The sequence below is a fragment of the Enterococcus sp. 12C11_DIV0727 genome (genome assembly GCF_002148425.2).
GTDB lineage: Bacteria > Bacillota > Bacilli > Lactobacillales > Enterococcaceae > Enterococcus_L > Enterococcus_L lemimoniae.
Window position 1 is genome coordinate 2,046,432 of the sequence record NZ_CP147248.1, and the last position, 26,632, is coordinate 2,073,063.

The following is a 26,632-nucleotide window of genomic DNA, read 5'->3' on the forward strand; positions in this document are numbered from 1 at the left end:
TGCATTTGAAAATCAATTTAACACATCCATACTTGATGCGTTTGTACAATTCAATTTGATTTACTCTATTTATTGAAATTCGTTCTTTGAGAAAGATAATGAAGAAGTTGGCCACATAACAGTGAACGAATGTTATTCGCTTCTTACTCATCGGACAAAAAAATGGGATTATTTTTATTCAATAACCTATATTTCACTCTCTTTAATACTTTATAATAGCTAGTAACTCTTTCACATTTTTTGTTTGAACTCTTGATATACGTGTTATTCATTTTTCTGTTTTTTCTATACCTCTTATATGTTAAAATATAAACTAAATAGCTTTAATACTTTAGTGTATTGAAAGGAAGAATAGTAATGATTACAATGGATAATATTATCCGTGAAGGAAACCCAACCCTTAGATCAGTGGCAAAAGAAGTAGCTTTGCCACTATCTAATGAAGATATTAAATTAGGAGAAGACATGATGGAATTTTTACATAATAGTCAAGATCCTGTCAAAGCAGAAGAATTAGGATTACGCGGCGGTGTTGGTTTAGCAGCACCGCAATTAGACATTTCCAAACGGATCATAGCCGTTCACGTACCAAATGGCGATTTAGAAAACCCAGAACCGACATTGAGTGCCGTTATGTACAATCCAAAAATTTTAAGCCACTCTGTACAAGATGCTTGTCTTGGAGAAGGTGAGGGATGTCTATCTGTTGACCGTGAAGTGCCAGGTTATGTGGTACGCCATAATAAAATCACCTTGTCTTATGTAGATGTTTCTGGTATTAAACAAAAAATTCGTTTGAAAAATTATGAAGCCATTGTCGTTCAGCATGAAATCGATCATTTGAACGGGGTCATGTTCTATGATCACATTGATTCAGAAAATCCCTACGCATTGAAAGATGGCGTTTTGGTGATCGAATAAAGTAAAAGTGGAACAGGACAAACGCAACATGTTTGTCCTGTTCCACTTTTTTATTCTATATTAAATTGCCTTTAATTTTTTTAACGCTTTCCAAATACCATCATTATCATTGGTGTCTGTCACGATTTTTGCTTCTTTTTGGATATGTGGTAATGCATTTCCCATCGCTACACCAATACCTGATTCATATAACATTTCACGATCATTTTCACCATCGCCAAATGCAATGATGTCTTCACGAGCAATCCCCACACGCTCTGCTAAGTTCAGCAAAGTTGCTGCTTTTGAACCATTCTTAGGCACAATATCGACACTTTCAGAATGCCAGCGGATAAAGCGGAATTTTGAAAATTCACGATCAAACATCCCATCTGACGAATCATCATAAAACGCTAATGCCTGATAGACATCATTTTCCTTGTGGAAATTCCTATCATATTCCGGCGCTTCAAAATCGATTGATCCCATCGCTTCAGCCATTTGGATATGACGATGATGATTGTTTTTTTTCACGTCATCCAGCCCGACATAGGCCAAGCCGATTTCTCTTTTTTCTACCTCTGAAGCAAAACGATGTAATTCATCTTGATCTAATAAATTTTGAAAATATTGTTCATGATCTAAAAATGCTGCGGCACCGTTACAAAGAACATAATTAGAAAAATCTAGATCTAAGATAATATCTTGCGCCATAAATCGGCTGCGTCCTGTAGCAATCGTTACAAGGTGCCCTTGTTGGCGTAACATCTTTAATGCTTCTCGGGTGCTCTCTAGTGGTTGTCTATCTGTTCCCAGTAATGTTCCATCAATATCAAATGCAAAAAGTTTTCTTCTCATGGCGTAATAACTCGCTCGCTTTCTATGGTTTTGGCAAATACTTGCTGCCTTCTCTAACGGCTAATGGGCTTAAATCAGTTTCCTCCATCAATGTTTGGACCCAATTTGGCTCCGTTTTACTATATTGACGCATAGACCAGCCGATTGCTTTTTGAATAAAGAACTCATCTGTAGTTTTATCATAAATGATGGCTTTTTTCAATAACACAGTGTTTGTTTTTTCTTTATATAACAGTTGCAAATTGATGGCAATCCGTCTGTGCCAAAAATTTTCTTCACCAAAAAAGGCATCAAATAACTGCGGCATTTCTTCAAAATGTTGAGCGCCCCACAGTCCAAAAAACTTACGCCAAGCATCAACACTGTCCCACCAAGCTTTTTCGATCACAAATGATTTGAAGTTTATCATGTCTTCAAAGGAGAAGCGTTTGACATTGACCGTTGCCAAATCGATTGCCAGATACTGGTACTCCCGTTCAGATTTCTGATAGTAAAAACCTATTAAGTCAAACAATTCTGTAACTGGCATTTTTTTACTAACTTTCAATAGTTCTTTCTCTAATAACGTACGTTCCGGTGCTGCAACACCTGCAAAAGGAAATAAATTTTTCATGTAAGCGGCCATTTGCTGTGCTTTTTCTTTATTTCTCGGAAACACAATTTCATTCATTCTTTTGCTCCATTTACTTCTTTCCTCTATCTTACTTCAAATCAGCCCAGACAGCAAAAAAAGCTGAAATGGAAATAGGTCCATCTCAGCTTTTCATTTCATTAATCTAAATAATTTGTATCTGCATTGTTCAACCAAGCATAACCCAAGCCCATCACTAAGCCACCACCGATAAAGTTACCAATCAAAGCAAAGAATAGATTGTGTGCTACACTGCCAGCTGTCATTGCCGCCAATGTTCCGTGAGAAGCGAAATACGCTAAACTAAATGCTGGGAAGTTGGCGATAACGTGCTCGTACCCTAAGAAAGCAAAGATGAAAATGATAAAAATGATTGCTGCAACTTTACCTGCGTCATCTTTCATACGCATACTTACTAGCACTGCAGTATTTACCACAATATTTGCAAAAATTGCTTCAACTAAAATCTGTGTTGTTGTTTTATCTAATTTACCTGCAATCGACGTGAAGAAAAAGCTGTCAGCCGGTAAGTCCTGGAAAGGAACGGTTAAAGAAATCAAGTAACCAAAAAGAACCCCACCAACTAAATTAAAGAAAATACATGTAAATAAAATTTTTGCAGCAAAAGAGAAGTTGATTTTTTTACGGTAAACCCCAACAGTCATATAAAGCATGTTTGATGTCCCGAGTTCCGCATTCATATAAAGAATCATAACAAGTGACCAGCTGAACATGAAGGCATAAAGAATCTTGCCTAAGCCGTGGACCATTCCTTCACCTTTGATTGCAATCGCAAAAGCAACCGCTGTTCCTAGTGTTAAAAACATGCAAGCAAGGATAGCGCGAAAAGCGTAACGCATAAAGCTGCTTTGGAATAAGTTCATTTTTTTACTAATTGATTTGTCGATCTGCTCAAACAATGGCGATACAGGTTTCATTGTGTTTCTCCTTTTCAATTTGTTTTCATCTAATATTTTCAAAAACATCCCTTATCATTTTAAAGACCGGCGAGGGTTTTGTCTAGTTCTTTTTCATACAAAATAATACTTTTTTTCATAGCATAACAAATTGAAGAGGAAAATTCCAAAGAAATCTATAGTAATCTAAAAACAAAAAAATCCATCTGAAGTAGGATGACATTATTTAAGCTAATGGTAAAATAGTAGTATTAACACTTGCTTTCTCTATGAAAAATGAAAAAGAAAATTTGGTATTAACTTGAAGTTAGGGGGACGAACATCATGTATAGATCCATTCAAAACAATCAGCCACAACAATTAAATCAAAAAGTTATTTCTCACTATCGGTCTTTAAAACAAAGAAACGAAATTTTTATGGTCATTTTATTGTGGATCATTCTATCTTGCAGTTTCTTTTTCACCTTATTTTTTATAACAGAAAATCATTATCCTGCCAAAATAGATTCCTATAACCAACAATTGCTCAAACTTGAACAAGAACGTACAGACATTCTAGCTGGTCACATAGATACAGCAACAAAGTCGTTTGATACCGTTTTGCAAGAAAACCTAGATAATTTAAAAGAGTATCCCCAACAGGAAAATAATTACTCTGTTGTTATTGACGGAACCGACAGTAATCTAGTAATCAACAAAAATAATATATTTGTTTCAGATAACGCAAACATGTTAGATGCTGCCGTAAAGAAAAAAATCTATGATCTGAACAAACAACTAGCTGCCAGTACCAACGGTGCTCAGTTAGAAGTCGTAACCGTTAGTAAATTACCCCGTGGTGAAGATATTGAATCTTATGCCAATAAAATTTTCAATCAGCTAGGGATCGGTAACAAAGATGAAAACAACGGTGTCTTATATTTAGTCGCTTTAGATGAACGGGAATTCCGCTTAGAAGTGGGTTATGGATTGGAAGGGTTGATTCCTGATGGCCTAGCAGACACTATTATCAATGACGATACAGTTGTCGATCAGTTTAAAGAAGAAAATTACGCTGTCGCTGTAACCCAAGTCGTGGAGAACGTTTTTGCTTTAATGAACACAAAAACAGCCTTGGTCGATTCTAAAATCAAACAAGTTGAACAGCAAAAAAGCTCAGCTAGGTTTGCTCATTGGGGGTTATTCATCTTGTTGCTAAGCATCGTAGTCGTTGGCCTATTTTTGATTACCAGACTCATACGGGCAAGAACGTCTTTAAAACTAAGCTATAAAGCGTATCAAGAACAAGTAGCCAGCAGCGCCAATGAACTCCATCAACCTGATTCTCAAGTACTTCTTGAAAAAATAAAACAAACAGACCTTTACTATATCATGCTAAGCGGAGCCTTCTTGATTTCATCAAGAAGAAGTATCCGGCGTGCACGAGCTAGAGGAGAACTATTAAAAAATCCAACTGCTCAACCAAAAGCTTTTGGCCGCATTTTAATTGGTGATACTCTTTATTCAGGTAATGGAGACATTTTAACGACTGCCTATCTGACATCTAATTACAATTCTAATAATTGGTCAGACAATGATTCTTCTGGTAGCGGCGGTGGTGGATCTTCATGGGGCTCTTTCGGTGGGGGTTCATCTGGTGGCGGTGGCGCTTCTGGAGGCTGGTAGTTTATCTGTGATAACTCAAGAAAAAACTTGAGTTATCACTTTTTTTACGTTATACTAATCTTTGTGTAAAATAATGCAGCAGAAAAATAATAGGCTCGTCAACAATTCATTGCCTTGATCGATGTCTAGCTTCTAAGGTTCAATCATCTTATCGGCTATTCTTTTCAGGTTCAACTGCGTAACCACGGCTGCAAAGGGCGAAGGTTGAAGAATGAATTGAACGAATATGAATTTTTCAGAAGATTATTTTACTCCAAAAAATTATTTTATTGGAGGAATTTTTAATGTCACGTTATACAGGACCATCATGGAAAATCTCTCGTCGTCTAGGTATCTCTCTATCAGGAACTGGTAAAGAACTAGCACGTCGCCCATACAAACCAGGACAACACGGACCAAACAGCCGTGGTAAAGTTTCTGAATACGGTATGCAATTAACTGAAAAACAAAAATTACGTCATATGTACGGTATGAACGAACGTCAATTCGTTAACTTGTTTATTAAAGCAAGCAAGATCAAAGAAGGTAAACACGGTGTTAACTTCATGATCTTACTAGAACAACGTTTAGATAACGTCGTTTACCGTCTAGGTCTTGCAACTACTCGTCGTCAAGCACGTCAATTAGTTAACCACGGTCACGTTACTGTAGATGGCAAACGCGTAGATATCCCTTCATACCACGTTGAAGTTGGTCAAGTGATTTCTGTTCGTGAAAAATCTCAAAACGTAGTAACAATCAAAGAAGCTGTTGAATCTACTGTTGGACGTCCAGCATTCGTAAGCTTTGACACTGAAAAATTAGAAGGTAGCTTCACTCGTTTACCAGAACGTGATGAATTATACCCTGATATCGACGAAGCTCTTGTCGTTGAATACTACAACCAAAAACTTTAAGATTCTCTTGCTGTTATTGCATTATGGATCTTTCTCGAAAAAACCTTGTACAGTTTTTCTGTACAAGGTTTTTTTATATAAAAAATGAGTGTGGGACAAAAGTAAAAACACTTTTACCTCAAACTTTAAAACCAAATAAACCTGTTTATCCCCAGCGGTTTTTCTAAGTTCTTTGTTTTTGCAACAGGCCATCTTTCATCACATATACTTCATCGCAATGCTCAATCAAGCGTTGATCGTGAGTGACCATGATCGTTGCTTTGTTTTTTTCTTTTGTTTCTCTCGCTAATATTTTTACAACTTCAAAAGCCCGATCTGAATCTAAGCTTGCTGTAGGTTCGTCCGCTAAGATAATAGATGGATCATTATACAAAGCCCGCGCAATTGCTACTCGTTGACGTTCCCCACCAGAAATTTCATCTGGATATTTTTTCTTCAACTTCTCAATTCCTAGCTCTGTTAATAACTTATTGACTTTCTCCATATCGGTCTTTTCTTTTTTTACTTTATCCACCAACCGCAGTTGCTTTTCCACAGTTAGAAATGGAACCAAATTTGATGCTTGTAAAATAAAGCCAATTTCAGAGAAGCGTATTTTAGAGCGTGTTTTCTCATTTTCTTTGCTAAATGCTTCACTATTTATCTTAACCTCGCCATTCGTTGGCGTTTGCAAGCCACCAGCTAATGTTAAAAACGTACTTTTCCCCGAACCACTTGGACCAATCAAAGCCACAAATTTGCCTTTTTCCACAGAAAAATCTGTGGGTTTCAATGCTTCGATTGTTGTATCCCCATCTAAAAACTGTTTATCCACAGACAAAAATTCGATTGCTTTCATGTTAAACAAACCCCTTTCTAACCTATCGCCTTCAGTGGATCAATTTTTATGATCGTCTGAACAGAAAATAATGCGCCTAATACGGCAATCACCAACATGATTCCGCCAATTGATAAGAAGAATAACCAATTTGTTTGAAACGGAACTGCTGTCGGCAATACAAATGAAGTCCCAAGCGTACCTAGTAACCCAAAAGTTATCCCCAGAACGGCTAAAACAAAGGTTTGAACAATCACAGAGACAGCGATATAAAATCCAGAGATCCCTTGTGCTTTCATGATCCCAAAAATTGTTGCTTTTTGCATGGTCAATACATAAATGAAAATTCCAATCACGATTGCTGCAATTACAATCAAAAATCCGATCATGAAACCAAACGTCAGTACTTGGGCACTATACCCAGGCAATTTATTAATAAATGTGCCAATACTATAACGAGTTAGACCATCATCTTTTACGTGAACATTTTTTACTGCCCCATCTTTTGCTCGAAATACGATTGCGTTTACTCTAGCATTTTCTGAAGTATCTGTTTTTTCAAAGCGAATTTGTTGAAAAGCGGCTGTTGAGACATACAAAACAGGGGCAACATTAAATTTGGCGTTGTTCGTAAATCCCACTACTTTTAGCTTTTTATCGTTTCCTGCCAGCTTTATCGTATCACCCAATTGAATATCATTTCCTTTTTTCAGACTATCATCTACGACCGTCTCATTTTCATTCTTAAATGCTTCTCCTTCGACAATATTTGGCATTAGAAACTCGTCTTTATTGATACCAAAAAAACTAGCATTGATTTTTTCGGCGTTCTTTTTATCTAATTGAATCACGGCTGCTGTTTGACCAAGTACAGCTTTTTCTTTCGCCTCGACCTGATTCATTGATTTGATCGGAATCATCGACATATTAATATTCGTATTTGATTCATCCGACAACACAATACCATCTGCCTGCCACTTATCCACAGCCGTGCGATTATCTTCCGCCAAGCCATATGCTAAACCTGTTAAAAAAAAGACTAAATACGAAATTAAAAACATCACACTAATGATCAATGCATAGCGTAATTTTGAACGAGTTATTTCATTCCATGCTAAAAACATTTCTCTTCCTCCTCCTTATCGATTGATAAGTTCTAAAAAAAGTATAGCAAAATTTAGAGTTTACAACAAAATATTTGCTTTTACCTACTCTAAAAAAAGCCACAAATTTGTCTACCTTTCTTCTTATTTCTGCCTATTATTCTGATATACTAAAAGAAACAATAAGTAAAAAGGAGTTTATATATGAAAAAGAAACACGGCACACTTTATACAGTAATCCAATTTTCAATGATTTTGCTATTTGCGCTTTTCCTAAGGAAGTTTGTTTTAACACCTGTGGAAGTTATCGGAATTTCAATGGAGCCGACTTATCATGAATCTGATCGTCTGTGGCAAACCTCTTTAATCAGTCCAAAACGTTTTGATATAGCAACTTTTCCGAGCCCAAGAGATGGAAAACGAATCGTGAAACGCGTTGTCGGCTTACCCGGTGATACAATCCGGATAGAAAATGATCAACTATATATCAATGATAAAAAATATGATGAGCCTTATTTAGATGAATTTAAAGAAGCTTTAACAGACGGACAACCCTTAACGGCTGATTTCACTTTGGCGAGTACAGCTGCTGGACCCGCAACGGTTGTTCCAGAAGGAAAGTATTTTGTATTAGGGGATAATCGTCGCAAAGCCGATGATAGCCGTTACTTTGGTTTTGTGGATAAAGAGGCTATTGTCGGTGTGGTTTATTTTCAGTATTATCCGTTGAATAAGATCGGTATGCAATAAAAAAACAAGTAGTCACTTCTATGATTGAAGTGACTACTTGTTTTTTTATTGCTGTTTACTTGCTAGTTCATATAAAGGCAATAACGCCTCATACGTTTGTAACATATATGCACGGGCTTTTTCCGGATCGTTCAACAAGTCATCTGTCTTCCTAATAATTCGACCAATTTGGAATTCTCCTTTTTTGACATCACGAAAACGAGTCAAATGCTTTTCCAAATCTGCTTCGTTCAAACGTTCGATCTGAGGTTGTGTGTGATCGATCGACAGATAAAAATCATCACCCAATTGTTTAAATAGTCGTTGATTATCCAAAAAAGCTTGAGCAATTGCTTTTTCATTTTTGGGATTATCAATCAATGATAACCACATAAAAAGATAATCCGGCCAAATGCCCAATTGGAAATGTGCTTCCATTTTATAGCCACGTTTTTTCTGACTCAAGGCTGACCAAGTATTTTCCGGCGGATAAACCGTTCTCCGACGGTGTTGAGCGATGTGAACAAAAAATTCTGTTTCGAGTTTCTCGCCTAATTTTTCAGCAAAATAATCATCTAATTCTTGAAATTTCGGTTGGATCGTTGAACGAATCCCAGCCATTCTTGGGTCTAACCCTGCTATTGTAAAAACATCAAAATCTTTTTCAGTAAACATCAGCATGTCTTCATTTCTCCTCTGAGCTATTCTGTTATTTAGATGTGTAGTTGCCGCCATTCCTCTAACGTAATTCCACGCATGACATCTGTAACGACTTTCCCTTTCCACATGCGAGCATTCGGGATATTTCCTTCTATTTTCATCCCGATTTTTTCCATTACACGTCCAGATTTAGGATTATCAATATCATATGTTGCAAAAATCCGCATCAACTTTAGTTCTTCAAAGCCTAAACGAAGCAGTTCATTTGCTGCCTCTGGTACATAGCCATTACCCCAAAAATCTTTATTCAGCGCATAACCGATTTCTGCTATATGATGCTGACTCTCGATACGTAAATCGATCGTTCCAATGAGTTTTCCCGTTGTATTTAATTCAATTCCGTATTTTCCGAAAGGTGCACACATAAAATAATTAGCAATACTTTCTTTGGTCTCTTTTATTGTTTGATGCCTTGGAAAAACATATCTACAGGTTTCTTCGTCAGATGCATATTCATACATATCATTAACATCACTTAGCGTTACGGGCCGCAACGTTAAGCGTTCTGTTTTTAGAGATTGATTTTCTGCAAAAATCAAATTCCGATTGATGACAATTTCCATAATTTCACCTGCTTTTCATACTACTTTACAGAAATTCAGGCTCAGTGGCAAGGGGAAAAATAAAAAAACTAGTTTCTTACTGCTGCTTCAATAAATGCTGTGACTTCGTTCTGTTTCCCCTCACTTAACAGTTGTACGATTTTGCTTCCTACGATCACTCCCGCACAACTTTTTCTAAAACGATCAACATGATCCCTAGAAGAAACACCAAATCCAGCTAAAACTGGTTTATCACTGACTTGTTGAATATAAGCTAAATGTTCGTCTACTGTTTCTTCATAATTTCGACCAATACCTGTTACACCATTGACTGCTACTGCATAAATAAAGCCGTCGCCCGCTTCGACTAACTCTGGAATCCGTTCTTTTGGCGTCGTTAATGCCACTAATGGAATCAATGAAATATCGCTGTCTTTTAAAAACGGCGCTAATCGTTCTTGATGCTCATAAGGTAAATCTGGAATAATCAAGCCTAAGACATTCGTCTCAGCTAAATCTTGTACAAATGCTTCTAGACCATAACTAAAAATCGGATTGAAATACGTCATGATGACCAATGGTGTTGGGGTTTTGACTTGTTTTAGCTGTTTAATTATTTTTCGTAGCGTCACTTTATTTTCCAACGCTCGCAGTCCTGCTGCTTGGATCACAGGACCATCTGCTACTGGATCAGAAAATGGAATCCCTAATTCAATCGCACTTGCACCGGCCTCTGTTAATAAATGAATTTCATCTGCTAGTTGTTCTAGTCCTTGTGCTCCAGCCATAATATATGGAACGAAAATCGTTTCGTTGGCCTCTTGTTTTTCCTTCAATTGCTTTGTTAATGGTTTCATTGCTTCCCCTCCTCTTCCAGTAATGCTTTGATTTGTTGGACATCTTTATCACCACGACCTGAAAGACAAACAACGATTTGCTTATCTGGACCAAGTTCTTTTGCGATTTTTATTGCATGACTAACGGCATGTGCGCTTTCTAAAGCGGGGATGATCCCTTCTGTTTGGCATAAAATCTTAAAAGCAGCTAGTGCTTCTTGATCCGTTACCGATTCATAACTTGCTCGCTTTGTCTCGTTTAAATGACAGTGTTCTGGGCCTAGACCAGGGTAATCTAATCCAGCCGAAATCGAGAACGCTTCTAAAATTTGTCCGTCATCATCTTGAAGCAACTTCATCATAGCACCGTGAAGAACACCCGTTTTGCCTTTGTTGATTGATGCTGCATGTGCCTCTGTATCCAACCCTAATCCAGCTGCCTCAACACCGATTAGAGCCACATCATCATTGATAAATGGATAGAAAATTCCCATTGCATTACTCCCACCACCAACACATGCAACCACTGCATCTGGCAATTTATTTTCTACTTCTAAAAATTGCCGTCTAGCTTCAATTCCGATGATGCTTTGATAATCTCGAACAATTTCAGGAAATGGATGTGGTCCTAAGACAGAGCCCATCACATAATGAGTATCTTCAACATTGGCAACCCAAAATCGTAACGCTTCATTAACTGCATCTTTTAATGTCTTGCTTCCAGAAGTAACACTTTCAACTTTCGTACCTAATAATTCCATCCGAAAAACATTTAACGACTGGCGAGCAACATCAACAGCTCCCATAAAAACCGTACACTCCATTCCAAACAAAGCAGCAACAGTCGCTGTTGCTACACCATGTTGGCCTGCACCTGTTTCTGCGACAATTTTTTTCTTGCCCATCTTTTTCGCCAACAAAATTTGCCCAATCGTATTATTGATTTTATGCGCACCCGTATGGTTTAAATCTTCTCTTTTCAGATAAATTTTGGCCCCACCCGCATAATCTGTTAAACGCTCGGCAAAATACAAAGGATTTTCTCGCCCTACATATTGTTTCAAGTAATAATTCAGTTCTGTTTGAAACGCCTCATCTTTCTTAGACGCTTCATAAACCTCTTCTAATTCTTTCACTGCATACATTAATGTTTCAGGGACAAATTGCCCCCCAAATTCTCCGTAAAACCCTTGATTTGGTTGATTATACATGATTTTCCTCCTTATTATTAAAGCTGAATGAGCTGTTTAGCATCGACTGAAAAATAGAAAAACATGGAAGTGGTGTTCTTTACCGCATTCAGGTTTCATCTTTTTTTCGAGGTGCTGTTTCATGAACCTAGCCCGCAAAGCTAACGTGCTTTTTTTAGAAAAGCAATTATTTTATTCAGATCTTTTTCTCCATTTGTCTCAACGCCACTTGATACATCGACTGCATACGGGTCAAATAGTTGTTTTGCTTGTTGGACATTTTCCGGTGTCAGGCCGCCAGCAATGATGATTTTCTTGTTTTTAATCGAATTCGTATCTAACCGAGACCAATCAAATACTCGACCATTTCCCCCAACAAATCGCTGTGGTGGCGCATCGAATAGCAAATATTCTGTTGAGGTCTCTTGGATAAGTTTTTCTTGAGATGAACCATCAACAGGAATTGCACGAATCAGCGGGACTGAAAAGGTTCCCGCTTTTAATAAACCATGAATTTGCACCATATCTAAGCCAGCTTGTCGAACGATCCATTCAACTTCTGATTGGCTCGGAGAAACAAATACGCCCACTTTTTTGACTCGTTTAGGGACAGCTTTCGTGATCTCTTTGACTTTTTCTGGGCTAATCCGACGTTTGCTTTCCGCAAAAATAAAGCCAAGATACTCTGCCCCATGTGCAACTGCTGTGTTTACTTGTTCTTCCGTTTTCAATCCACAAATTTTGACTTTCATCGTAAGACCTGCAATTCTTTGACTTTTGCTTTAGGATCATTTTCCCGCATCAACCCTTCACCAACTAAAACCGCTTGATAGTTTTCTTTTACAAGAGCAACTTGTTGACCCGTTGAAAAACCTGATTCACTGATATAAACAGCATCTCTTGTTTGTTTTTTCCCTAGTTGTTGGCTGACTTCGATTGACACATCAAAGGTCTTCAGATTCCGATTATTCACACCGATTAGTTGAGCCGATAACTTTTCTGCTATTGCAAGCTCTTGTTCATCATGAACTTCTACTAAGACCTCTAACTCCAATGCGACTGCTTTGGTGTATAACTCTGCTAGCTTCTGTTTAGATAAAGCCGAAACAATCAATAATACCATCGTCGCTCCAGCATTTCTTGCACGAATCAACTGTTTTTCATCGATGATAAAATCTTTACATAAAACTGGAATTGCTACCTGTGAAGCAACTGTTCGTAAATCTTCAATTGAGCCTTTGAAGAAGACTTCATCCGTTAATACAGAAATAGCTGTAACACCGGCTTGTTCATATGCTTGCGCTTGTTCGATTACGTTGACAGCTAAATTAATGGCACCTTTAGATGGTGAAGCTCGTTTAACTTCTCCGATGATATGCATTTTATCCGGATGTGCTTTGACTTGTTGATAAAACGAGTCTGTTTTCCGTAATGGTTGAATCTTCTCTAACGGCATTGCCTGTACTTCTTGTTTCTTTTCATGAATGATTGTTTCTAAAAAATCCATTTAAGCTACCTCCTTTTGCACTTTGATCAATTGCTGAAGTTTATCAAAAGCCTCACCGCTTGCAACACACTCTTTCGCCAACAGAATTCCTGCTTGAACGCTGGACACTTTACCATTGCTGAAAAATCCTAATCCAGCATTTAATAAAACAGTATCCAAATATGGGCTCACCTGATTTTTTAAAATAGATAACAGGATTTCTGTATTTTGTTCAGCCTTCCCCCCCTGAATCGCCTCTATTGGGAGACGTGCAAACCCAAACTCCTCTGGTTCGATCGTATGCATGGTGATCCGTTGCTCTTCTAATAAAGCAAAATAGGTTGTTCCAGCCAACGTTGCTTCATCTAAGTTACCTGAACCATTAACAACTACCGCTCGCTTACGTCCTAATTCACCTAGTGTCTTCGCTGTTTCTTCCAACAGATCACGCCGATAAGTTCCCATTAGCTGCGAATCTAATCTTACTGGATTCGTTAATGGACCAATCAAGTTTAAAATTGTTGGTGTCCCCAGCTCTTTGCGGACATTCATCACATATTTCATTTTCGGGTGCATGTGAGGTGCAAAAAGAAAAGCTAGACCAACTTCATTCAATATCGTACTTAATTTATCCGGCGACAGTGTAATATCAACCCCTAAACATTCAAAAAGATCAGCACTGCCTGATTTACTGGAAATACTGCGGTTACCATGTTTGGCAACAGTTACACCACCGGCTGCCAAAACGAAGGCAGCTGTTGTACTAATATTAAAACTGCCTGATTGATCCCCACCAGTTCCACAATTATCCATAACATTCTCTTTTTGACAATCGATTATGACTGCTTTACGTTGGATCGTTTCTGCAATTCCGGCCATTTCTTCCGCCGTTTCTCCTTTGCATTTTAATGCTGTTAAAAAAGCTGCGATTTGACTATCTGTTAGTTGCCCTTCAAAGATTTTTTCCGCTACTTGTTGTGTTTCCAAACGTGTCAAATGTTGATTACTAAAAACTTTTTCAAAGAGTTCTTTCATCGCATTGTTCCCCCATTACTTGGATAAAATTTTTGATAATTGCTGTACCGCTTGAAGTGCCGATCGATTCTGGATGAAATTGAAGGCCGAACACTGGATATTTTTGATGTTCAATTGCCATAATCTCTTGATCATCCGTTGCTGTTGCAGTAACTAGAAATTCTGATGGCAAAGTTTGACGATCGATCACAAGTGAGTGATACCGCATCACTGAATCTTCTTGAGCTATCCCTTTAAAAAGCTGACTGTCTTTATTCGTTTTAATCAGCGATTGCTTACCGTGACGAATTTTCTTAGCCAGTATAACTTTGGCTCCGAATACTTTCCCAATTGTTTGATGTCCTAAGCAAATACCTAGTACTGGCTTCTTTTGGTAAAACTGTTGGATCAACTCTTTTACATGTCCTGTCTCTTCTGGCGTTCCAGGTCCAGGAGAAATAATGATTGCCTTAGCCTGATTCGCCAGCTGAAAAATAGTATCTGAATCATTTCGAGTAATCACAACTTCTTGGTCTGCACCAATCAATTGAGCTAGATTATGTGTAAATGAATCATAATTATCAATGAGTAAAATCATTCTCCCACCTCCAAAAGTGCTTTTGCTTTATGCAATGTTTCTTCATACTCTTTAGCAGGATCAGAATCGTAAACAATGCCTGCACCGGCTTGAACATACGCTTTATTTTTATGAACAACCATCGTTCGGATGGCAATAGCAAAATCAGCCTGATCATTTTTCGAAAGATAGCCCACGGCTCCAGCATAGATGTTTCGTTTAACTGGTTCGATCTCATAAATCCGTTGCATCGCTCTAATTTTCGGCGCTCCACTAACTGTTCCTGCCGGTAAAGTTGCTTTCAAGGCATCCATTGCGGTCAAGTCCTGTTTCAGCTTTCCAGTTACTACAGAGACTAAGTGCATGACGAACCGATACTTTTCAACGATCATATAAACTGGCACTTCAACAGAACTGATTTCACTTACTTTCCCTATATCATTGCGGCCAAGATCGATCAACATCAAATGCTCTGCTCGTTCTTTTTCATCCGTAATCAACTCTCGTTCCAACACCAAGTCCTGTTCAGCTGTCTGTCCTCGTTTACGTGTTCCAGCAATTGGGTTTGTCGTGACAAGTTGATTTTTCACACTCACTAGACTTTCCGGGGAAGAACCGATCACATAAGTTTCACCAAAGTCTAGAAAATATAAGTAGGTGGATGGATTGGTCACCCGTAGCCTACGATAATAATCAAATGGAGCTTCTTCAAAATCAGCAGTCAAACGTTGTGACGGTACCATTTGGAACATGTCCCCTTGTTTGATATATCTTTTTATTTTGGTAACGACTGCTTCAAATTGCGGCTTGCTAAAATTACTCTTGTAGTGCAGTTTCTTCAAATGGATGACTTTTTGTTCTTCTTGGTTTGGTGTTTGAAGTTCTTTTATTTTTTGTGTGATCGCTTCAGCTAGCTCTTCTTCTCCACGTTTTGAGTAAGTATTCGCTTCGACTAAAACTATTTTTTCACTAACATGATCAAATATTAAGTACGAATCAAATAAGTAAAAATGAATATCTGGAACGTTCAATTCGTCAAACGGCTGTTGCCCTAAATCTTCATAACAAGCAATCACATCATAGCCAACATAACCGATCGCTCCACCTTGAAAAGGTAACTCGGCTGAGACAGATCCTTGTTTCAGGACGTATTTTTCGATTTCTTTTAATGGATCTTTTACCGTTCTTGTTTGACCATCGATCGTGAACTGATGACCGAAACAAGTGATTTCAGAAACGGCATCCCACGCAATGATCGAATAGCGTCCTTTGCTTTTATCTCTGGGAATACTTTCTAAAAGACATTTGTTCGTTCCTTTGATTCTTAAAAAGGCTGATATCGCAGTTAGATAGTCTGCTTGGATTTCTTTGATTCGTTGCATGAGATTCCCTCTTTTCTATTTTTTTATTTCAGATTTTGATAGAATACGTGATTCTCTAGTAATGAAACTTCTCTCACTTCGCTCGCCAAGTACTGTTCATCATCTACTCTGGCGAAGCCAATCATAGTCCTTCAATTCTAAGAGCTTCAGCTTTTAGAAAATAAAGGAAGCAACGTATCTTGACGATACCTTGTATTGTGCATCATCGAATCACTTTATTCTTCGTGATTTACAACAATGCGATCGAAACGCAGTGTAGTGATTCACAGCAAAAAGCCCTCACAAAACAGACCACTATCTGTTTTGTGAGGGCGAATAATAGTATCCACGGTACCACCTCAATGAAAAGAGTATTTCTTTTTTTAGTAACCTTTAGTAACTTTACATTATTCAACGTAAACGTCATGTAATTACTTATCGTTATTAGGATTGCCATTCGCTATTCATCGTTTTGGATTAGAGCGTTTGGTGATTCCTAGTAAGGTTACTTCTCTCCCTTGGTACGCCTTATATTGTTCATCATCCATTCTGGCGGAGCCAGTCATGGTGATTCACAACAAAAGCCCTCAAACCACACAAAAATCTGTGGTTTGAGGGCGAACTATTCACGGTGCCACCTCAAGTTTGAAAGAAATTCTTTCCTCTTATCAGTCGTCTATCAACGACCTTACTCTATAACGGGAGTCCCCGAAAATGCCTACTATAGTTCAACATTTTGCTCGAAAGTCCATTCACAACCCATCCCTTACTGATTCGCAGTCCCATCAGCTCTCTGAAAAGTTCCAGTGTTGTTACTCCTCTTTCTCAAAGCTTTGCTATTAAAGATAATCATATTAGAAAATTCTAATCTTGTCAACATTTTTTTATCTCTTTTTCATTTTCCACTGTCAACCCTTCGATTTAGTATGGTTCTCTTTGATGATTTCCACTATCGTTTTTGCGGTTAATTCCATTGACTCAAGAGTAATAAATTCATATTGTCCATGAAAATTTTCACCACCTGTGAATAAATTAGGCATTGGGATTCCCATAAATGAAATTTTCGATCCATCCGTTCCACCACGAAAAGGTTGAATATCTGGTTTGATGTTTAAGTTTCCCATTGCTTTGACTGCAAGCTCTACAGGTGTCATATCTTTTTTGATAATTTCTCCCATATTGTAATATTGGTCTAAAAACTCTATTGTTACGCGCTCTTTGTCCAAAGTGCCATTCAATTTAGAGACTATTTCAGCTAGTGTGTTTTTTCTATTTTGAAAAAGTTCTTTATCATGATCACGGATAATATACGTCAATTCGGCATGATCTAAACTTCCAATAAATTTTGTCAACAAGTAAAAACCTTCATATCCTCGTGTTTTTTCAGGAACCTCCTCTTTAGGTAATTGGGCATCGATCTTTTCACCCAATTTAATGGCATTGATCATAACACCATATGCTGTTCCAGGATGTACGCTTGTCCCTTCGATTTTAATCACAGCTTGTGCCGCATTAAACGTTTCATACTCAAAACAACCGACTCTGCCGCTATCTATTGTATACGCAAATTTTGCTGGAAAATTTGCTGCATCAAAACGGTCTGCTCCACGGCCGATTTCCTCATCTGGTCCAAATGCCAGTAAGACTTCACCATGAGGAATCTCAGGATGCGCCAGTAAATATTCCACCGCATCTAATATTTCAACGATTCCCGCTTTATCATCCGCACCCAATAATGTTGTTCCATCCGTTGTAATTAACGTTTGTCCTGTATACTCTTTTAAATTGGGAAATTCTTCTGTTGCCATGATAATCCCTAATTTCTCATTCAACACCACATCTTGGCCGTCATAGTTTGGGAAAACCTTTGGCTGAATATTGTCAGCATTATAATCTGCTGTATCCAAATGAGCAATAAAACCGATTACCGGTACATCCTCACTTGTTGTTGCAGGTAGCGTTGCTGTTAAAAAGCCATTTTTTTCATTGTAATGAATCTCAGAAAGTCCGATTTCAGCTAATTCCTTTTCAATGATTCTAGCAAACTCTACTTGTCCTCTTGTCGTCGGAACTGTCTGACTGGCTGCATCAGAGCGTGTATTGACTTTAACATAACGGATAAATCGTTCTAATAATCGACTCATTTCTCTACTCCTCTAAGTAAGCTGTTCTAAGGTTGAAGTAATCACCGTATAAGTGATAACTGATCCCTTTGATTTTCGGATTGATCAAGTAGTTAGAAGCACTTTGGTAAAGTGGCACTTGGGCTGCATCTTGATCTAATAAAATAGCTTCCGCTTCTTTGTAATCGTCAAACTGTTTGTCTGGTGTATTAGCATTGATCGTACGGGCATTTGTAATTAGTTTATCGTAATCAGCATTTTTATATGAACCATAGTTATAGGCAGACTCTCCAGCGTACAAATTGAAATAAGAATCTAAATCACTGCTTCCAGCAATCCAGCCAGACAATGATAGCTCATAGTTTTTATCTTTACGCGTTTGTAGCACATTATTTTTTGGTTGTGCATTGATCGTGATTTCTAACCCTTTTAAGTTTTCTTGTAATTGACTTTGAACGTACTCAGAGATTTTTTTACCATTATCGTCATCCGAAACTAAAAGTGATAGTTTGATTTTCTCCCCTAAATCCGCTTTGGCTTTCTCCCACTCAGCTTGTGCTTTTTTCACATCATAAACTGAATGATCCCCACTGAACTTTCTGAAGTCTTCAGATGTTTCAGGATTTTTGTATAGCCCACTTGGAATTAAACCGTTCAATGGTTTTGAACCATCGTTTAGCACACTTTTCGTCAATGCATCTTTATCAATCGCTTGTGCAATTGCTTTGCGTAAATGAAGATTATCTGGTGCCGTATCTGCTTTTTTATTGAAATCTAGGTAGTAGTTGGCAACATCTGAATGAGTGACATACCCCGCCTCATCACTGTATTGTTGAACATATTGACCACTGATGCGGACTAAATCTAACTCGTTTGATTGATATAAATTGATGCCGGTATTCTCATCTTTGATCGTATTGACTTTCACTTCTGTTAATTTTACATTATCTGCATCATAGTATTCAGGATTTTTCTTTAATGTCCACGTATCGGATGAAGCATCCCAGTCAGTTAAGCTAAATGGACCGCTATAAATCAAGTGATCGCTATCCGTCGCATAATCTTTTCCTTGTTTTTCAACGTATGCTTGGTTTTGTGGTGCTAACCAACCTATTGACGCAACTGTTAAAAATGATGGTTGTGCTTGCTCTAATGTTACTTCAAATTCTTTATCACTCGGTGCAGCGAGACCAATTTCAGCTACTGGTTTTTCACCATTACGAATCGCTTTACTATTTTTCACATTATCTAATAAGTAGGCATTTGGGCCGATCGTTTCCGGTGTTACTAATTTTTTCCATGAATAAAGAAAATCTTGTGCAGTGATCGGTTCACCATTACTCCATTTAATGTCATCTTTTAATGTAAATTTATACGTTAAGCCATCTTCACTAATATCAACTTTTTCCGCTAATCCTGGAATTGGTGTACTGTCATCATCAAAACGATACAAGCCTTCAAAAAGATGCTGAACGATCGTAAAGGTGTTTTTGTCCATTGTTTGTGTTGTATCTAATGTTGAAAGTGGCGCAGGTGAGCTGATTTCAATTTTTTGAGTTGTTGCAATTGCCCCATCTTCACTTTTTGTTGTTTCTTTTTTGTCATTGCCCCCACATGCTGTTAGTAATAATCCCGTTACTACAGCGCTTACGACTAATATTTTTCTCTTCATTTTGTTTCCCCCTTCAATATCTGTATACATTAGCTACTCCTACCTTATTATGTGAATATGAAAATGAGGTATTCTTGTCCTTGCTACAGCTTGAATTGTACATCATCAAGTTGCTTCGTTCTTTATGATGTACAACAATGAGATTAAAGCGCAGCGTAGTGATTCACTAGTAAGGTTACTTCTCTCCCTCTGGTCGCCAAGTATTGTTCATCATCTACTCTGGCGGAGCCAGTCGTAGTCCTTCAATTCTTAGAGCTTTAGCTCTTAGAAAACAAAGGAAGCAACGTAGCTTTCCGATACCTTGTATTGTGCGTCATCGAATCACTTCATTCTTCGTGATTTACAACAATGCGATCGAAGCGCAGCGTAGTGATTCACTAGTAAGGTGACTTCTCTCCCCTTGGTCGCCAAGTATTGTTCATCATCTACTCTGAAGGAGCCAGTCGTAGTGATTCACAACAAAAAACTCTCATCCTGTAAAGGACGAGAGTTTTAAACTTTCGCGGTACCACCTTCAATTAGCTTATACAATAAGCCCACTCTATCAGTACAAACATACTGAGGCGCTGTAACAGGCGCACCTGAATTGATCTCAACGTGTTCGATCAATTTGTTCAAAGGCCATTTTCTTTTCCATATTCACTGTCTCTTCCCACCAATCGAGACTCTCTTTGAGCTAGCTGAAAAATACTTTCCTCATCTTCACATTTAATTTTAATAGATAATGTATTACAAAGATTGTAGCATAGTAAAATAGTGACCGTCAACAAACTTTTAAACATTTTATTTTCCCTAAACGTTCTAACCTTCCTATTATACCTTGATCTGTAAACGCTATTTTGAACTAAGTAAAATAGTTAATTTTATAATACATTTTAAAAAATACGCTTTACTTCATTCTCTATTTCTTACAAAAAATATTGTTTTTTTGATAAATTCCTTTATCTTGTAAATGATATAATTTAACTAGTATTAAAATATTTTAATACTAAAAGGAGGAAACGGTAAAATGAAAACGAACAAAAAATTTGCTAGTCTAGCCTTGGTTACGCTACTAGCGCCAACATTATTGAATGCCCAACTTGCATTTGCAGAAGAGACACAACCTGCACCCGTTGAGCAACAAGAGGTAGTTTCTGAAGAGAAACAGCCAGAAGCTGAAAAAGAGGCTGATGTTGAAACTCAACCTGAAGCTGAAAAGGAAGGGCATCAGGAAGAAACACAACCTGAAAGCAAACCTGAACAAGAAACACCAAAAGAAGAAGCGAAACCTGAAACTACACCCGAAGCTGAAAAAGAAGCTGAAAAAACAGAAACACCTAAAAAAGAAAAGGCAGCTACGAACGTTACAGTGATTGTTAACATCGTTGATCAAGACGCTGGTCCGATCAATACACTTTCTTTTACAGGTGAAGCAGGTACAACTCAAAATGTAGCCTTATCTTTAACACCAGGGGCTTATACTTTTGTTTCTACTTCAGACGCAATGGCAATTCCTGTTGCGGATGCTACTGGAAATTTAGGTTTACAATTAACCTTCCCAGATACCAATCAGATTGTTTCTGTAACTGTTAAGAAACTTGCTGGTATCGTTGGAGGAAACGTTTATGTTGCTCATATTGATGATCGCGGCCTTGAGTTGACTCAGGCTATCACAGTTCTAGGTGGTTTCATTGGTGAGTCTTACACAACTGAACCAAAAAATATCCCTGGTTATATCTTAGTAAGTACACCAGCCAATAGTATTGGCGCGTTTACAGACACTGAGCAAGAAGTTATTTATCGTTATGATCGTGTTCAAACAACTGTTAGTGTTGTTTGTGTTGATGAAAATGGCGTTCCTCTAGGAGATGTTGTATCCGAAGTTGGTAAATTTGACGATGCCTTCACAATCACAGCACCAGAAGTACCTGGTTATGAATATTTAGGTATCTCTCAGGCAGCCTACTCAGCAAGTCCTTCTATGGTATTTGAAGGAAAGTATGGATTAGAAGATCAAAGCTTTGTTGCAACTTACAGAAAAATTGTAGAAGTTCCTACGATTCCAGCTGCACCAACTGCACCAACGCCTGGTATCCAAACAACTACAGTACCAACTTTATTAGCAGAACCAATCAAAACAGCGCCGATTAAAAAAGAACATAAAAAATTACCTGAAACAGGTGAAACTGAAACAAGTTCTTTCGTAGCTTCACTTGGCTTGACTATCATTGCAGCAGTTTACTTCACTAAGAAAAAACGTGAAGATGAATTTAGTTTATAATCAACTTAAATAGTATATAAAAAGAGAGTATAACTCAGCCACGCTGACTTATACTCTCTTTTATCACTGATTCAAGTTTTACTTCAATGCTTTTTGCACATCTTCAATCATCAAATGCGTAGACTCTAAACCGCCACCGCTCAAGTACCAAACATCTGGCTGTAAAGTAATCACTTTACCGTTTTTACCTGCATTTGTTTGCTTAACTAATTCGTTATTTTCAACATTATCATTCGTATCATCCCCGCCGATTGCCTTCGTACGATCAACTACAAATAAGATGTCTGGATTCTTTTCTAACACATATTCATATGACACACTTTGACCATGTGTTGAAGCTTCGATAGCATCGTCTGCTTGTTTGAACCCAAATGTATCATGAACGATACCAAAACGAGACCCTGTGCCATATGCTGAAAGTTGGCCTTCATTTACCAAGACAACTAATGCTTTTTCATCACTAGCTTGTGCTTCTTCTTTAACATCTGTAATTTCTTTTTCTAAATCTGCAATTTTTGTTTTCGCTTCATCTTTTTTATCGAAGATTTCAGCTAAGGTTTCAATATTTTTCTTTGTAGAGTTCCATGTATCTTTGGCATCTACTGATAGATAAATTGTTGGCGCAATTTTGCTTAGTTTATCTTGAAAATCTTGTTGACGTCCAGAAATAATGATCATATCTGGTTTTAATTGGTTGATTTTTTCTAAATCTGGTTCTTTGATCCCGCCTGCAGATTCTACTTTTTTATAGTCAGCTAAATAGGCTGGCAAGTTCTTCGTTGGCGCACCGACAACAGTATTACCAACACCTAATGCATCCATCGTATCCAATGAGCCATTATCAAAAACAACGACTTTTTTAGGATTTTTAGGAACTTCAACAGAACCATTTGAATCTTTTACTGTGATTGTTGTTGCTTCTTTGCTTGAATCATTGGTTGCCGATCCATCAGTCGTTTTTTTATCATTATTTCCACATGCACCTAAAGTAAGTAATGCGATCATTGAGATTGTTGCAACTGCTAAGAATTTCTTTTTCATTTTGTTTCCCCCAATTTAATTAATATTTTTATACTGCTCAAAGACTGAGCTAATATGTTACGCTTTTCTTGTGATCCAGCTTCACTCATTAGCCTTATCGGCAGTAACGAATAATAATTCACAGAGAAAAACACTCTGCTAAAATTATTATTCTTATACTGCTCAAAGGCTGAGCCAATGTGTTACGCTTTTCTTGTGATCTAGCTTCACTTACTAGCTCTTCGGAAAAAAGATGAATATTGCTAGTGGCAAAAATCGCCGCAATCATTATTCCCTATTTTTCTGTCAGAGCTAAACGAGTGCGTTACGCTTTTCTAGTTAAAATACATACAGAATCTTTTTCCTTCAATTTCACAAATCCGAATATTCATATCATAAAGTTTATTCAAAACTTCGGATTGAATAATGTCATCTGTGCTACCATGGGTAAATAGTCGACCGTCTTTCATTGCTACGATCTCATCAGCATAGCTCGCTGCAAAATTGATATCGTGAAGGACGATAATGACTGTTTTTCCAAATTCATCTACCAAGCGCCGTAGCGTCTGCATCATTTGAACCGCAAAGTTCATATCCAAATTATTTAATGGCTCATCCAGTAAAATATAATCTGTATCCTGCGCCAAAACCATGGCAATATATACTCTTTGTAATTGGCCACCTGATAATGTATCGATCAGTTCATCGGCAAGATCTAATAACCCAAGATTTTCCATTGCTTCTTCGACTTTTTCATGATCTTCTTTCTTCAAACGACCTTTACTATAAGGAAAACGGCCAAAGTTGACTAACTCTCTAACTGTAATTTTTAGATTAATGCCGTTTGTTTGCTTTAAAATCGATAGTTTTTTAGATAATTCACTTTGTTTCCAAGTTTTCACTTCGTTGTGATCTAAATAAATTTCACCAGTATCTTTAGGAATCAAGCGACTCATCATTGAAAGCAGCGTACTTTTCCCTGCCCCATTCGGACCAATAAAAGCAGTCAATTTTTGCTCCGTAATGGGCAACTGAACTTCTGAAACAACAATCTTTTCACCATATCTTTTTGATACATTTTTGATTTCGATCATCTGCGCTGCTTCCTTTCACTAATAATTTTTCCAACAAAATAGACACCACCGCCAAATTCAATCACAATACTTAGTGTTGTATTCAGCTGAAAAACTTGTTCTACAAGAAACTGACCAAATACAAGCAATAGAATGGACAACAAACTTCCACCTAAAAATAACTCACGATGCTTATAAGTTCCCATCAATTGATAACTCATATTAGCGACAATGAATCCAAGAAACGTGACGGGCCCAACTAATGCTGTGGATAATCCAATCAAAGCACTGATTACTGTTAAGAGTACAAACTGAAATCTCGGAACATTGATTCCTAAACTCGTCGCTTGCTCGTTCCCTAAATGTAGAACATCTAGCGCATGACTTTTCAACCACAAAAAACCAGCTAAAAACGTAATTAAAATTCCAGCTATCAACAAATGTTGACTATTCACATTTCCAAAACTAGCAAATAATTTTCCTTGCAACAGATCATACTCATTTGGATCCATTACAACTTGTAAAAAAGTACTAATACTATTGAAAAAAGTTCCTAAAATAATCCCGATCATCAATAATAGAAATAGATCATTCCCGCCTTTTTTCAATAAAAAACGAGATAACATAATGCTAGCACTCACCATTAACAAAACATTCAATAAAAATGTGGCGATCGTTTCATTACCTAACAACTGCTGTCCACCTAAAAAGAAAAACAGTAAGGTCTGGATAAAAACATATAGTGAATCCAGTCCTAAAATATTTGGCGTTAAAAAGTGATTTTGTGTCATAGTCTGAAAACTGATCGTCGAAAATGTTGCTGCAATCCCGACAAAAACAAATGCTAATAATTTTTTTCCTCTAAGCTCTAAGGCAAAGGCCCAATTCCCATACGTTTTATATGACAGGTATAAAGCACAAACCGCAATCACGGCGATCAACAATAAAATAACTTTTACCGCTGATGACTGGAAGAATTTCTTCATGCTGTTTTCCTCCTCATCAGTAATGCGATAAAGATAAAACTACCTAGCACACCGACTACAACGCTGACAGGCACTTCATAAGGCGCTATCACAACTCGAGCCAAAACATCACATGCCAGTAAAAAGATACTGCCCCCGACTGCCGTAATTGCCAATGTGTTTTTCATATGATCTCCATAACGCATCGATACCAAGTTAGGAACGATCACGCCTAAAAAGGGGATATTTCCTACCATAATCAAAACCACAGCGCTAGATAGTGCTACGATACCTAAGCCAAATAATTGGATACGCTGATAATTCAACCCCAAATTGGTTGCCATATCTTCCCCCATGCCGACTACAGTGAACCGATAAGCAAAAAGATAGGTGATGATCAATAAAGGAATCGTTAGATAAAGCAGTTCATAATTGCCCTTCATCACTGTGGAAAAATTCCCCTGCAGCCAAGAAGACATATTTTGAACTAACTGAAATTGATACGCAAAAAAAGTTGCCACTGATCCAATGATATTACCAAACATCACACCAATCAACGGAATCATCACTTGATTTTTTGCAGGTAGAAAACGTGTTAAATAAATAAAAATCAACGTTCCAACAAAAGCAAACAAGAATGCGATGAATGATCGGAATAATAGCGGTGCACTAGGGAAAAAGATCATCACGACCAAAATACCTAATCGTGCACTATCCATCGTACCTGCTGTACTAGGTGAAACAAATTTATTCTGTGTTAAATGTTGCATGATCAACCCAGAAATACTAATCGTACTTCCGGCAATCACTAAACTGATCGTTCGAGGTACCCTTGTTGTTAACAATACTAATTGTTGCTGTGAATCCCATTGAAACAATTGTGTCAGAGAAATATCTTTCACTCCAACAAAAATCGATGCTACAATCAAAAGGAGTAAGAGAACAAATAGGCCTATTTTTTTCATATACTTGCTCCATTTTTCTACTTGCTAGAATAAAATTCTCAAACACTAAAAGAGCTTGTTTGGCTTTTCTAATTGTCCCGCCTTACACGCTAGCATTTCGGAAAAAAGATAAAACTTGCTCGTGTCAAATACGATACAATCCTGTTTTCCTATTTTTCTGTCAGAGCTGAACGAGCCTGTTCGGCTTTTCTAATTGTCCAGCCTTACATGCTAGCACTTCGGAAAAAAGATAAAACTTGCTCGTGTCAAATACGACACAATCCTGTTTTCCTATTTTTCTGTCAGAGCTGAACGAGCTTGTTCGGCTTT

25 protein-coding genes and 2 other annotated features are annotated in these 26,632 nt (G+C 37.6%); of the genes, 5 read left to right on the forward strand and 20 right to left on the reverse strand.

Features of this window, described 5'->3' with window-relative positions; all coding sequences use genetic code 11:
* Nucleotides 1–357: 357 nt before the first annotated feature.
* Entirely contained in the window at nucleotides 358–921 is a 564-nt protein-coding gene (gene def, locus A5866_RS09800; protein ID WP_086443650.1) for a peptide deformylase, read from the forward strand.
* Between the two features lie 60 nt (nucleotides 922–981).
* On the opposite strand, the gene A5866_RS09805 is transcribed toward def, so the two are convergent.
* The 3 genes from A5866_RS09805 to A5866_RS09815 all read right to left on the reverse strand — a co-directional run bounded on the left by A5866_RS09805 (nucleotide 982) and on the right by A5866_RS09815 (nucleotide 3,327).
* Nucleotides 982–1,758: a Cof-type HAD-IIB family hydrolase gene (locus A5866_RS09805; RefSeq protein WP_086443649.1), complete on the reverse strand. Its 777-nt coding sequence runs from the start codon at nucleotides 1,756–1,758 to the stop codon at nucleotides 982–984.
* A 22-nt stretch (nucleotides 1,759–1,780) separates the two neighbouring features.
* Nucleotides 1,781–2,428, reverse strand: a complete 648-nt coding sequence (locus tag A5866_RS09810) for a DNA alkylation repair protein (RefSeq protein ID WP_086443648.1) — start codon at nucleotides 2,426–2,428, stop codon at nucleotides 1,781–1,783.
* Between the two features lie 101 nt (nucleotides 2,429–2,529).
* Nucleotides 2,530–3,327, reverse strand: a complete 798-nt coding sequence (locus A5866_RS09815) for a formate/nitrite transporter family protein (protein WP_086278041.1) — start codon at nucleotides 3,325–3,327, stop codon at nucleotides 2,530–2,532.
* A 303-nt stretch (nucleotides 3,328–3,630) separates the two neighbouring features.
* Between A5866_RS09815 and A5866_RS09820 the strand changes: the two genes are divergently transcribed.
* On the forward strand, nucleotides 3,631–4,971 hold the full coding sequence (locus A5866_RS09820; protein WP_086443647.1) for a TPM domain-containing protein: 1,341 nt from the start codon (nucleotides 3,631–3,633) through the stop codon (nucleotides 4,969–4,971).
* A 284-nt stretch (nucleotides 4,972–5,255) separates the two neighbouring features.
* On the forward strand, nucleotides 5,256–5,867 hold the full coding sequence (rpsD, locus tag A5866_RS09825) for a 30S ribosomal protein S4 (protein WP_086278037.1): 612 nt from the start codon (nucleotides 5,256–5,258) through the stop codon (nucleotides 5,865–5,867).
* A 163-nt stretch (nucleotides 5,868–6,030) separates the two neighbouring features.
* On the opposite strand, the gene A5866_RS09830 is transcribed toward rpsD, so the two are convergent.
* Nucleotides 6,031–6,705, reverse strand: coding sequence for an ABC transporter ATP-binding protein (locus tag A5866_RS09830; protein ID WP_086443646.1), 675 nt, complete (start codon nucleotides 6,703–6,705; stop codon nucleotides 6,031–6,033).
* A gap of 17 nt (nucleotides 6,706–6,722) precedes the next feature.
* Nucleotides 6,723–7,808 carry an ABC transporter permease gene (locus tag A5866_RS09835; RefSeq protein ID WP_086443645.1) on the reverse strand — a complete coding sequence of 362 codons (1,086 nt, stop codon included), beginning with the start codon at nucleotides 7,806–7,808 and terminating at the stop codon, nucleotides 6,723–6,725.
* Nucleotides 7,809–7,991: 183 nt separating this feature from the next.
* Here A5866_RS09835 and lepB point away from each other — a divergent pair, with 183 nt between their 5' ends.
* Entirely contained in the window at nucleotides 7,992–8,537 is a 546-nt protein-coding gene (gene lepB / locus A5866_RS09840; RefSeq protein WP_086443644.1) for a signal peptidase I, read from the forward strand.
* Between the two features lie 45 nt (nucleotides 8,538–8,582).
* Here the strand turns inward: lepB and A5866_RS09845 are convergent, their stop codons facing one another.
* From A5866_RS09845 to A5866_RS09895, 11 genes are all read right to left on the reverse strand, one after another.
* Nucleotides 8,583–9,197, reverse strand: a complete 615-nt coding sequence (locus A5866_RS09845) for a DUF1054 domain-containing protein (protein ID WP_086443643.1) — start codon at nucleotides 9,195–9,197, stop codon at nucleotides 8,583–8,585.
* Between the two features lie 32 nt (nucleotides 9,198–9,229).
* Nucleotides 9,230–9,799 (reverse strand): GNAT family N-acetyltransferase, encoded by a 570-nt coding sequence (locus tag A5866_RS09850; protein ID WP_086443642.1) that lies wholly within the window; start codon nucleotides 9,797–9,799, stop codon nucleotides 9,230–9,232.
* Nucleotides 9,800–9,867: 68 nt separating this feature from the next.
* A complete protein-coding gene (gene trpA / locus A5866_RS09855) occupies nucleotides 9,868–10,635 on the reverse strand; it encodes a tryptophan synthase subunit alpha (RefSeq protein WP_086443641.1) in 768 nt (255 codons plus the stop codon).
* On the reverse strand, nucleotides 10,632–11,825 hold the full coding sequence (gene trpB / locus A5866_RS09860; protein WP_086443640.1) for a tryptophan synthase subunit beta: 1,194 nt from the start codon (nucleotides 11,823–11,825) through the stop codon (nucleotides 10,632–10,634). Before trpB ends, trpA begins: the two co-directional genes overlap by 4 nt.
* A 140-nt stretch (nucleotides 11,826–11,965) precedes the next feature.
* The gene (locus tag A5866_RS09865; protein ID WP_086443639.1) at nucleotides 11,966–12,556 is read right to left on the reverse strand and encodes a phosphoribosylanthranilate isomerase; all 591 of its coding nucleotides are present in this window, start codon (nucleotides 12,554–12,556) and stop codon (nucleotides 11,966–11,968) included.
* The gene (trpC, locus tag A5866_RS09870; RefSeq protein ID WP_086278019.1) at nucleotides 12,553–13,311 is read right to left on the reverse strand and encodes an indole-3-glycerol phosphate synthase TrpC; all 759 of its coding nucleotides are present in this window, start codon (nucleotides 13,309–13,311) and stop codon (nucleotides 12,553–12,555) included. The genes A5866_RS09865 and trpC overlap by 4 nt, the downstream gene beginning before the upstream one ends.
* Nucleotides 13,312–14,325: an anthranilate phosphoribosyltransferase gene (gene trpD / locus A5866_RS09875; RefSeq protein ID WP_086443638.1), complete on the reverse strand. Its 1,014-nt coding sequence runs from the start codon at nucleotides 14,323–14,325 to the stop codon at nucleotides 13,312–13,314.
* Nucleotides 14,309–14,902, reverse strand: a complete 594-nt coding sequence (locus A5866_RS09880) for an anthranilate synthase component II (protein ID WP_086443637.1) — start codon at nucleotides 14,900–14,902, stop codon at nucleotides 14,309–14,311. The genes trpD and A5866_RS09880 overlap by 17 nt, the downstream gene beginning before the upstream one ends.
* Entirely contained in the window at nucleotides 14,899–16,263 is a 1,365-nt protein-coding gene (gene trpE, locus A5866_RS09885; RefSeq protein ID WP_086443636.1) for an anthranilate synthase component I, read from the reverse strand. Before trpE ends, A5866_RS09880 begins: the two co-directional genes overlap by 4 nt.
* A 589-nt stretch (nucleotides 16,264–16,852) precedes the next feature.
* Nucleotides 16,853–17,080, reverse strand: a binding site (T-box leader).
* 70 nt (nucleotides 17,081–17,150) lie between these two features.
* Complete coding sequence (gene pepT, locus A5866_RS09890; RefSeq protein WP_086443635.1) at nucleotides 17,151–18,386, reverse strand: peptidase T; 1,236 nt, start codon at nucleotides 18,384–18,386, stop codon at nucleotides 17,151–17,153.
* Nucleotides 18,387–18,390: 4 nt separating this feature from the next.
* Nucleotides 18,391–20,037, reverse strand: a complete 1,647-nt coding sequence (locus A5866_RS09895) for a peptide ABC transporter substrate-binding protein (RefSeq protein WP_176332514.1) — start codon at nucleotides 20,035–20,037, stop codon at nucleotides 18,391–18,393.
* 476 nt (nucleotides 20,038–20,513) lie between these two features.
* Nucleotides 20,514–20,749: a binding site (T-box leader), on the reverse strand.
* A 297-nt stretch (nucleotides 20,750–21,046) separates the two neighbouring features.
* Here A5866_RS09895 and A5866_RS09900 point away from each other — a divergent pair.
* The gene (locus A5866_RS09900) at nucleotides 21,047–22,300 is read left to right on the forward strand and encodes a MucBP domain-containing protein (protein WP_086443633.1); all 1,254 of its coding nucleotides are present in this window, start codon (nucleotides 21,047–21,049) and stop codon (nucleotides 22,298–22,300) included.
* A gap of 78 nt (nucleotides 22,301–22,378) precedes the next feature.
* Here the strand turns inward: A5866_RS09900 and A5866_RS09905 are convergent, their stop codons facing one another.
* From A5866_RS09905 to A5866_RS09920, 4 genes are all read right to left on the reverse strand, one after another.
* The gene (locus tag A5866_RS09905; RefSeq protein WP_086443632.1) at nucleotides 22,379–23,341 is read right to left on the reverse strand and encodes a siderophore ABC transporter substrate-binding protein; all 963 of its coding nucleotides are present in this window, start codon (nucleotides 23,339–23,341) and stop codon (nucleotides 22,379–22,381) included.
* A gap of 314 nt (nucleotides 23,342–23,655) precedes the next feature.
* Nucleotides 23,656–24,414 carry an ABC transporter ATP-binding protein gene (locus tag A5866_RS09910; protein ID WP_069639184.1) on the reverse strand — a complete coding sequence of 253 codons (759 nt, stop codon included), beginning with the start codon at nucleotides 24,412–24,414 and terminating at the stop codon, nucleotides 23,656–23,658.
* Nucleotides 24,411–25,379 carry an iron chelate uptake ABC transporter family permease subunit gene (locus A5866_RS09915; RefSeq protein ID WP_086443631.1) on the reverse strand — a complete coding sequence of 323 codons (969 nt, stop codon included), beginning with the start codon at nucleotides 25,377–25,379 and terminating at the stop codon, nucleotides 24,411–24,413. Before A5866_RS09915 ends, A5866_RS09910 begins: the two co-directional genes overlap by 4 nt.
* On the reverse strand, nucleotides 25,376–26,323 hold the full coding sequence (locus tag A5866_RS09920) for an ABC transporter permease (protein ID WP_086443630.1): 948 nt from the start codon (nucleotides 26,321–26,323) through the stop codon (nucleotides 25,376–25,378). Before A5866_RS09920 ends, A5866_RS09915 begins: the two co-directional genes overlap by 4 nt.
* Nucleotides 26,324–26,632: the final 309 nt, after the last annotated feature.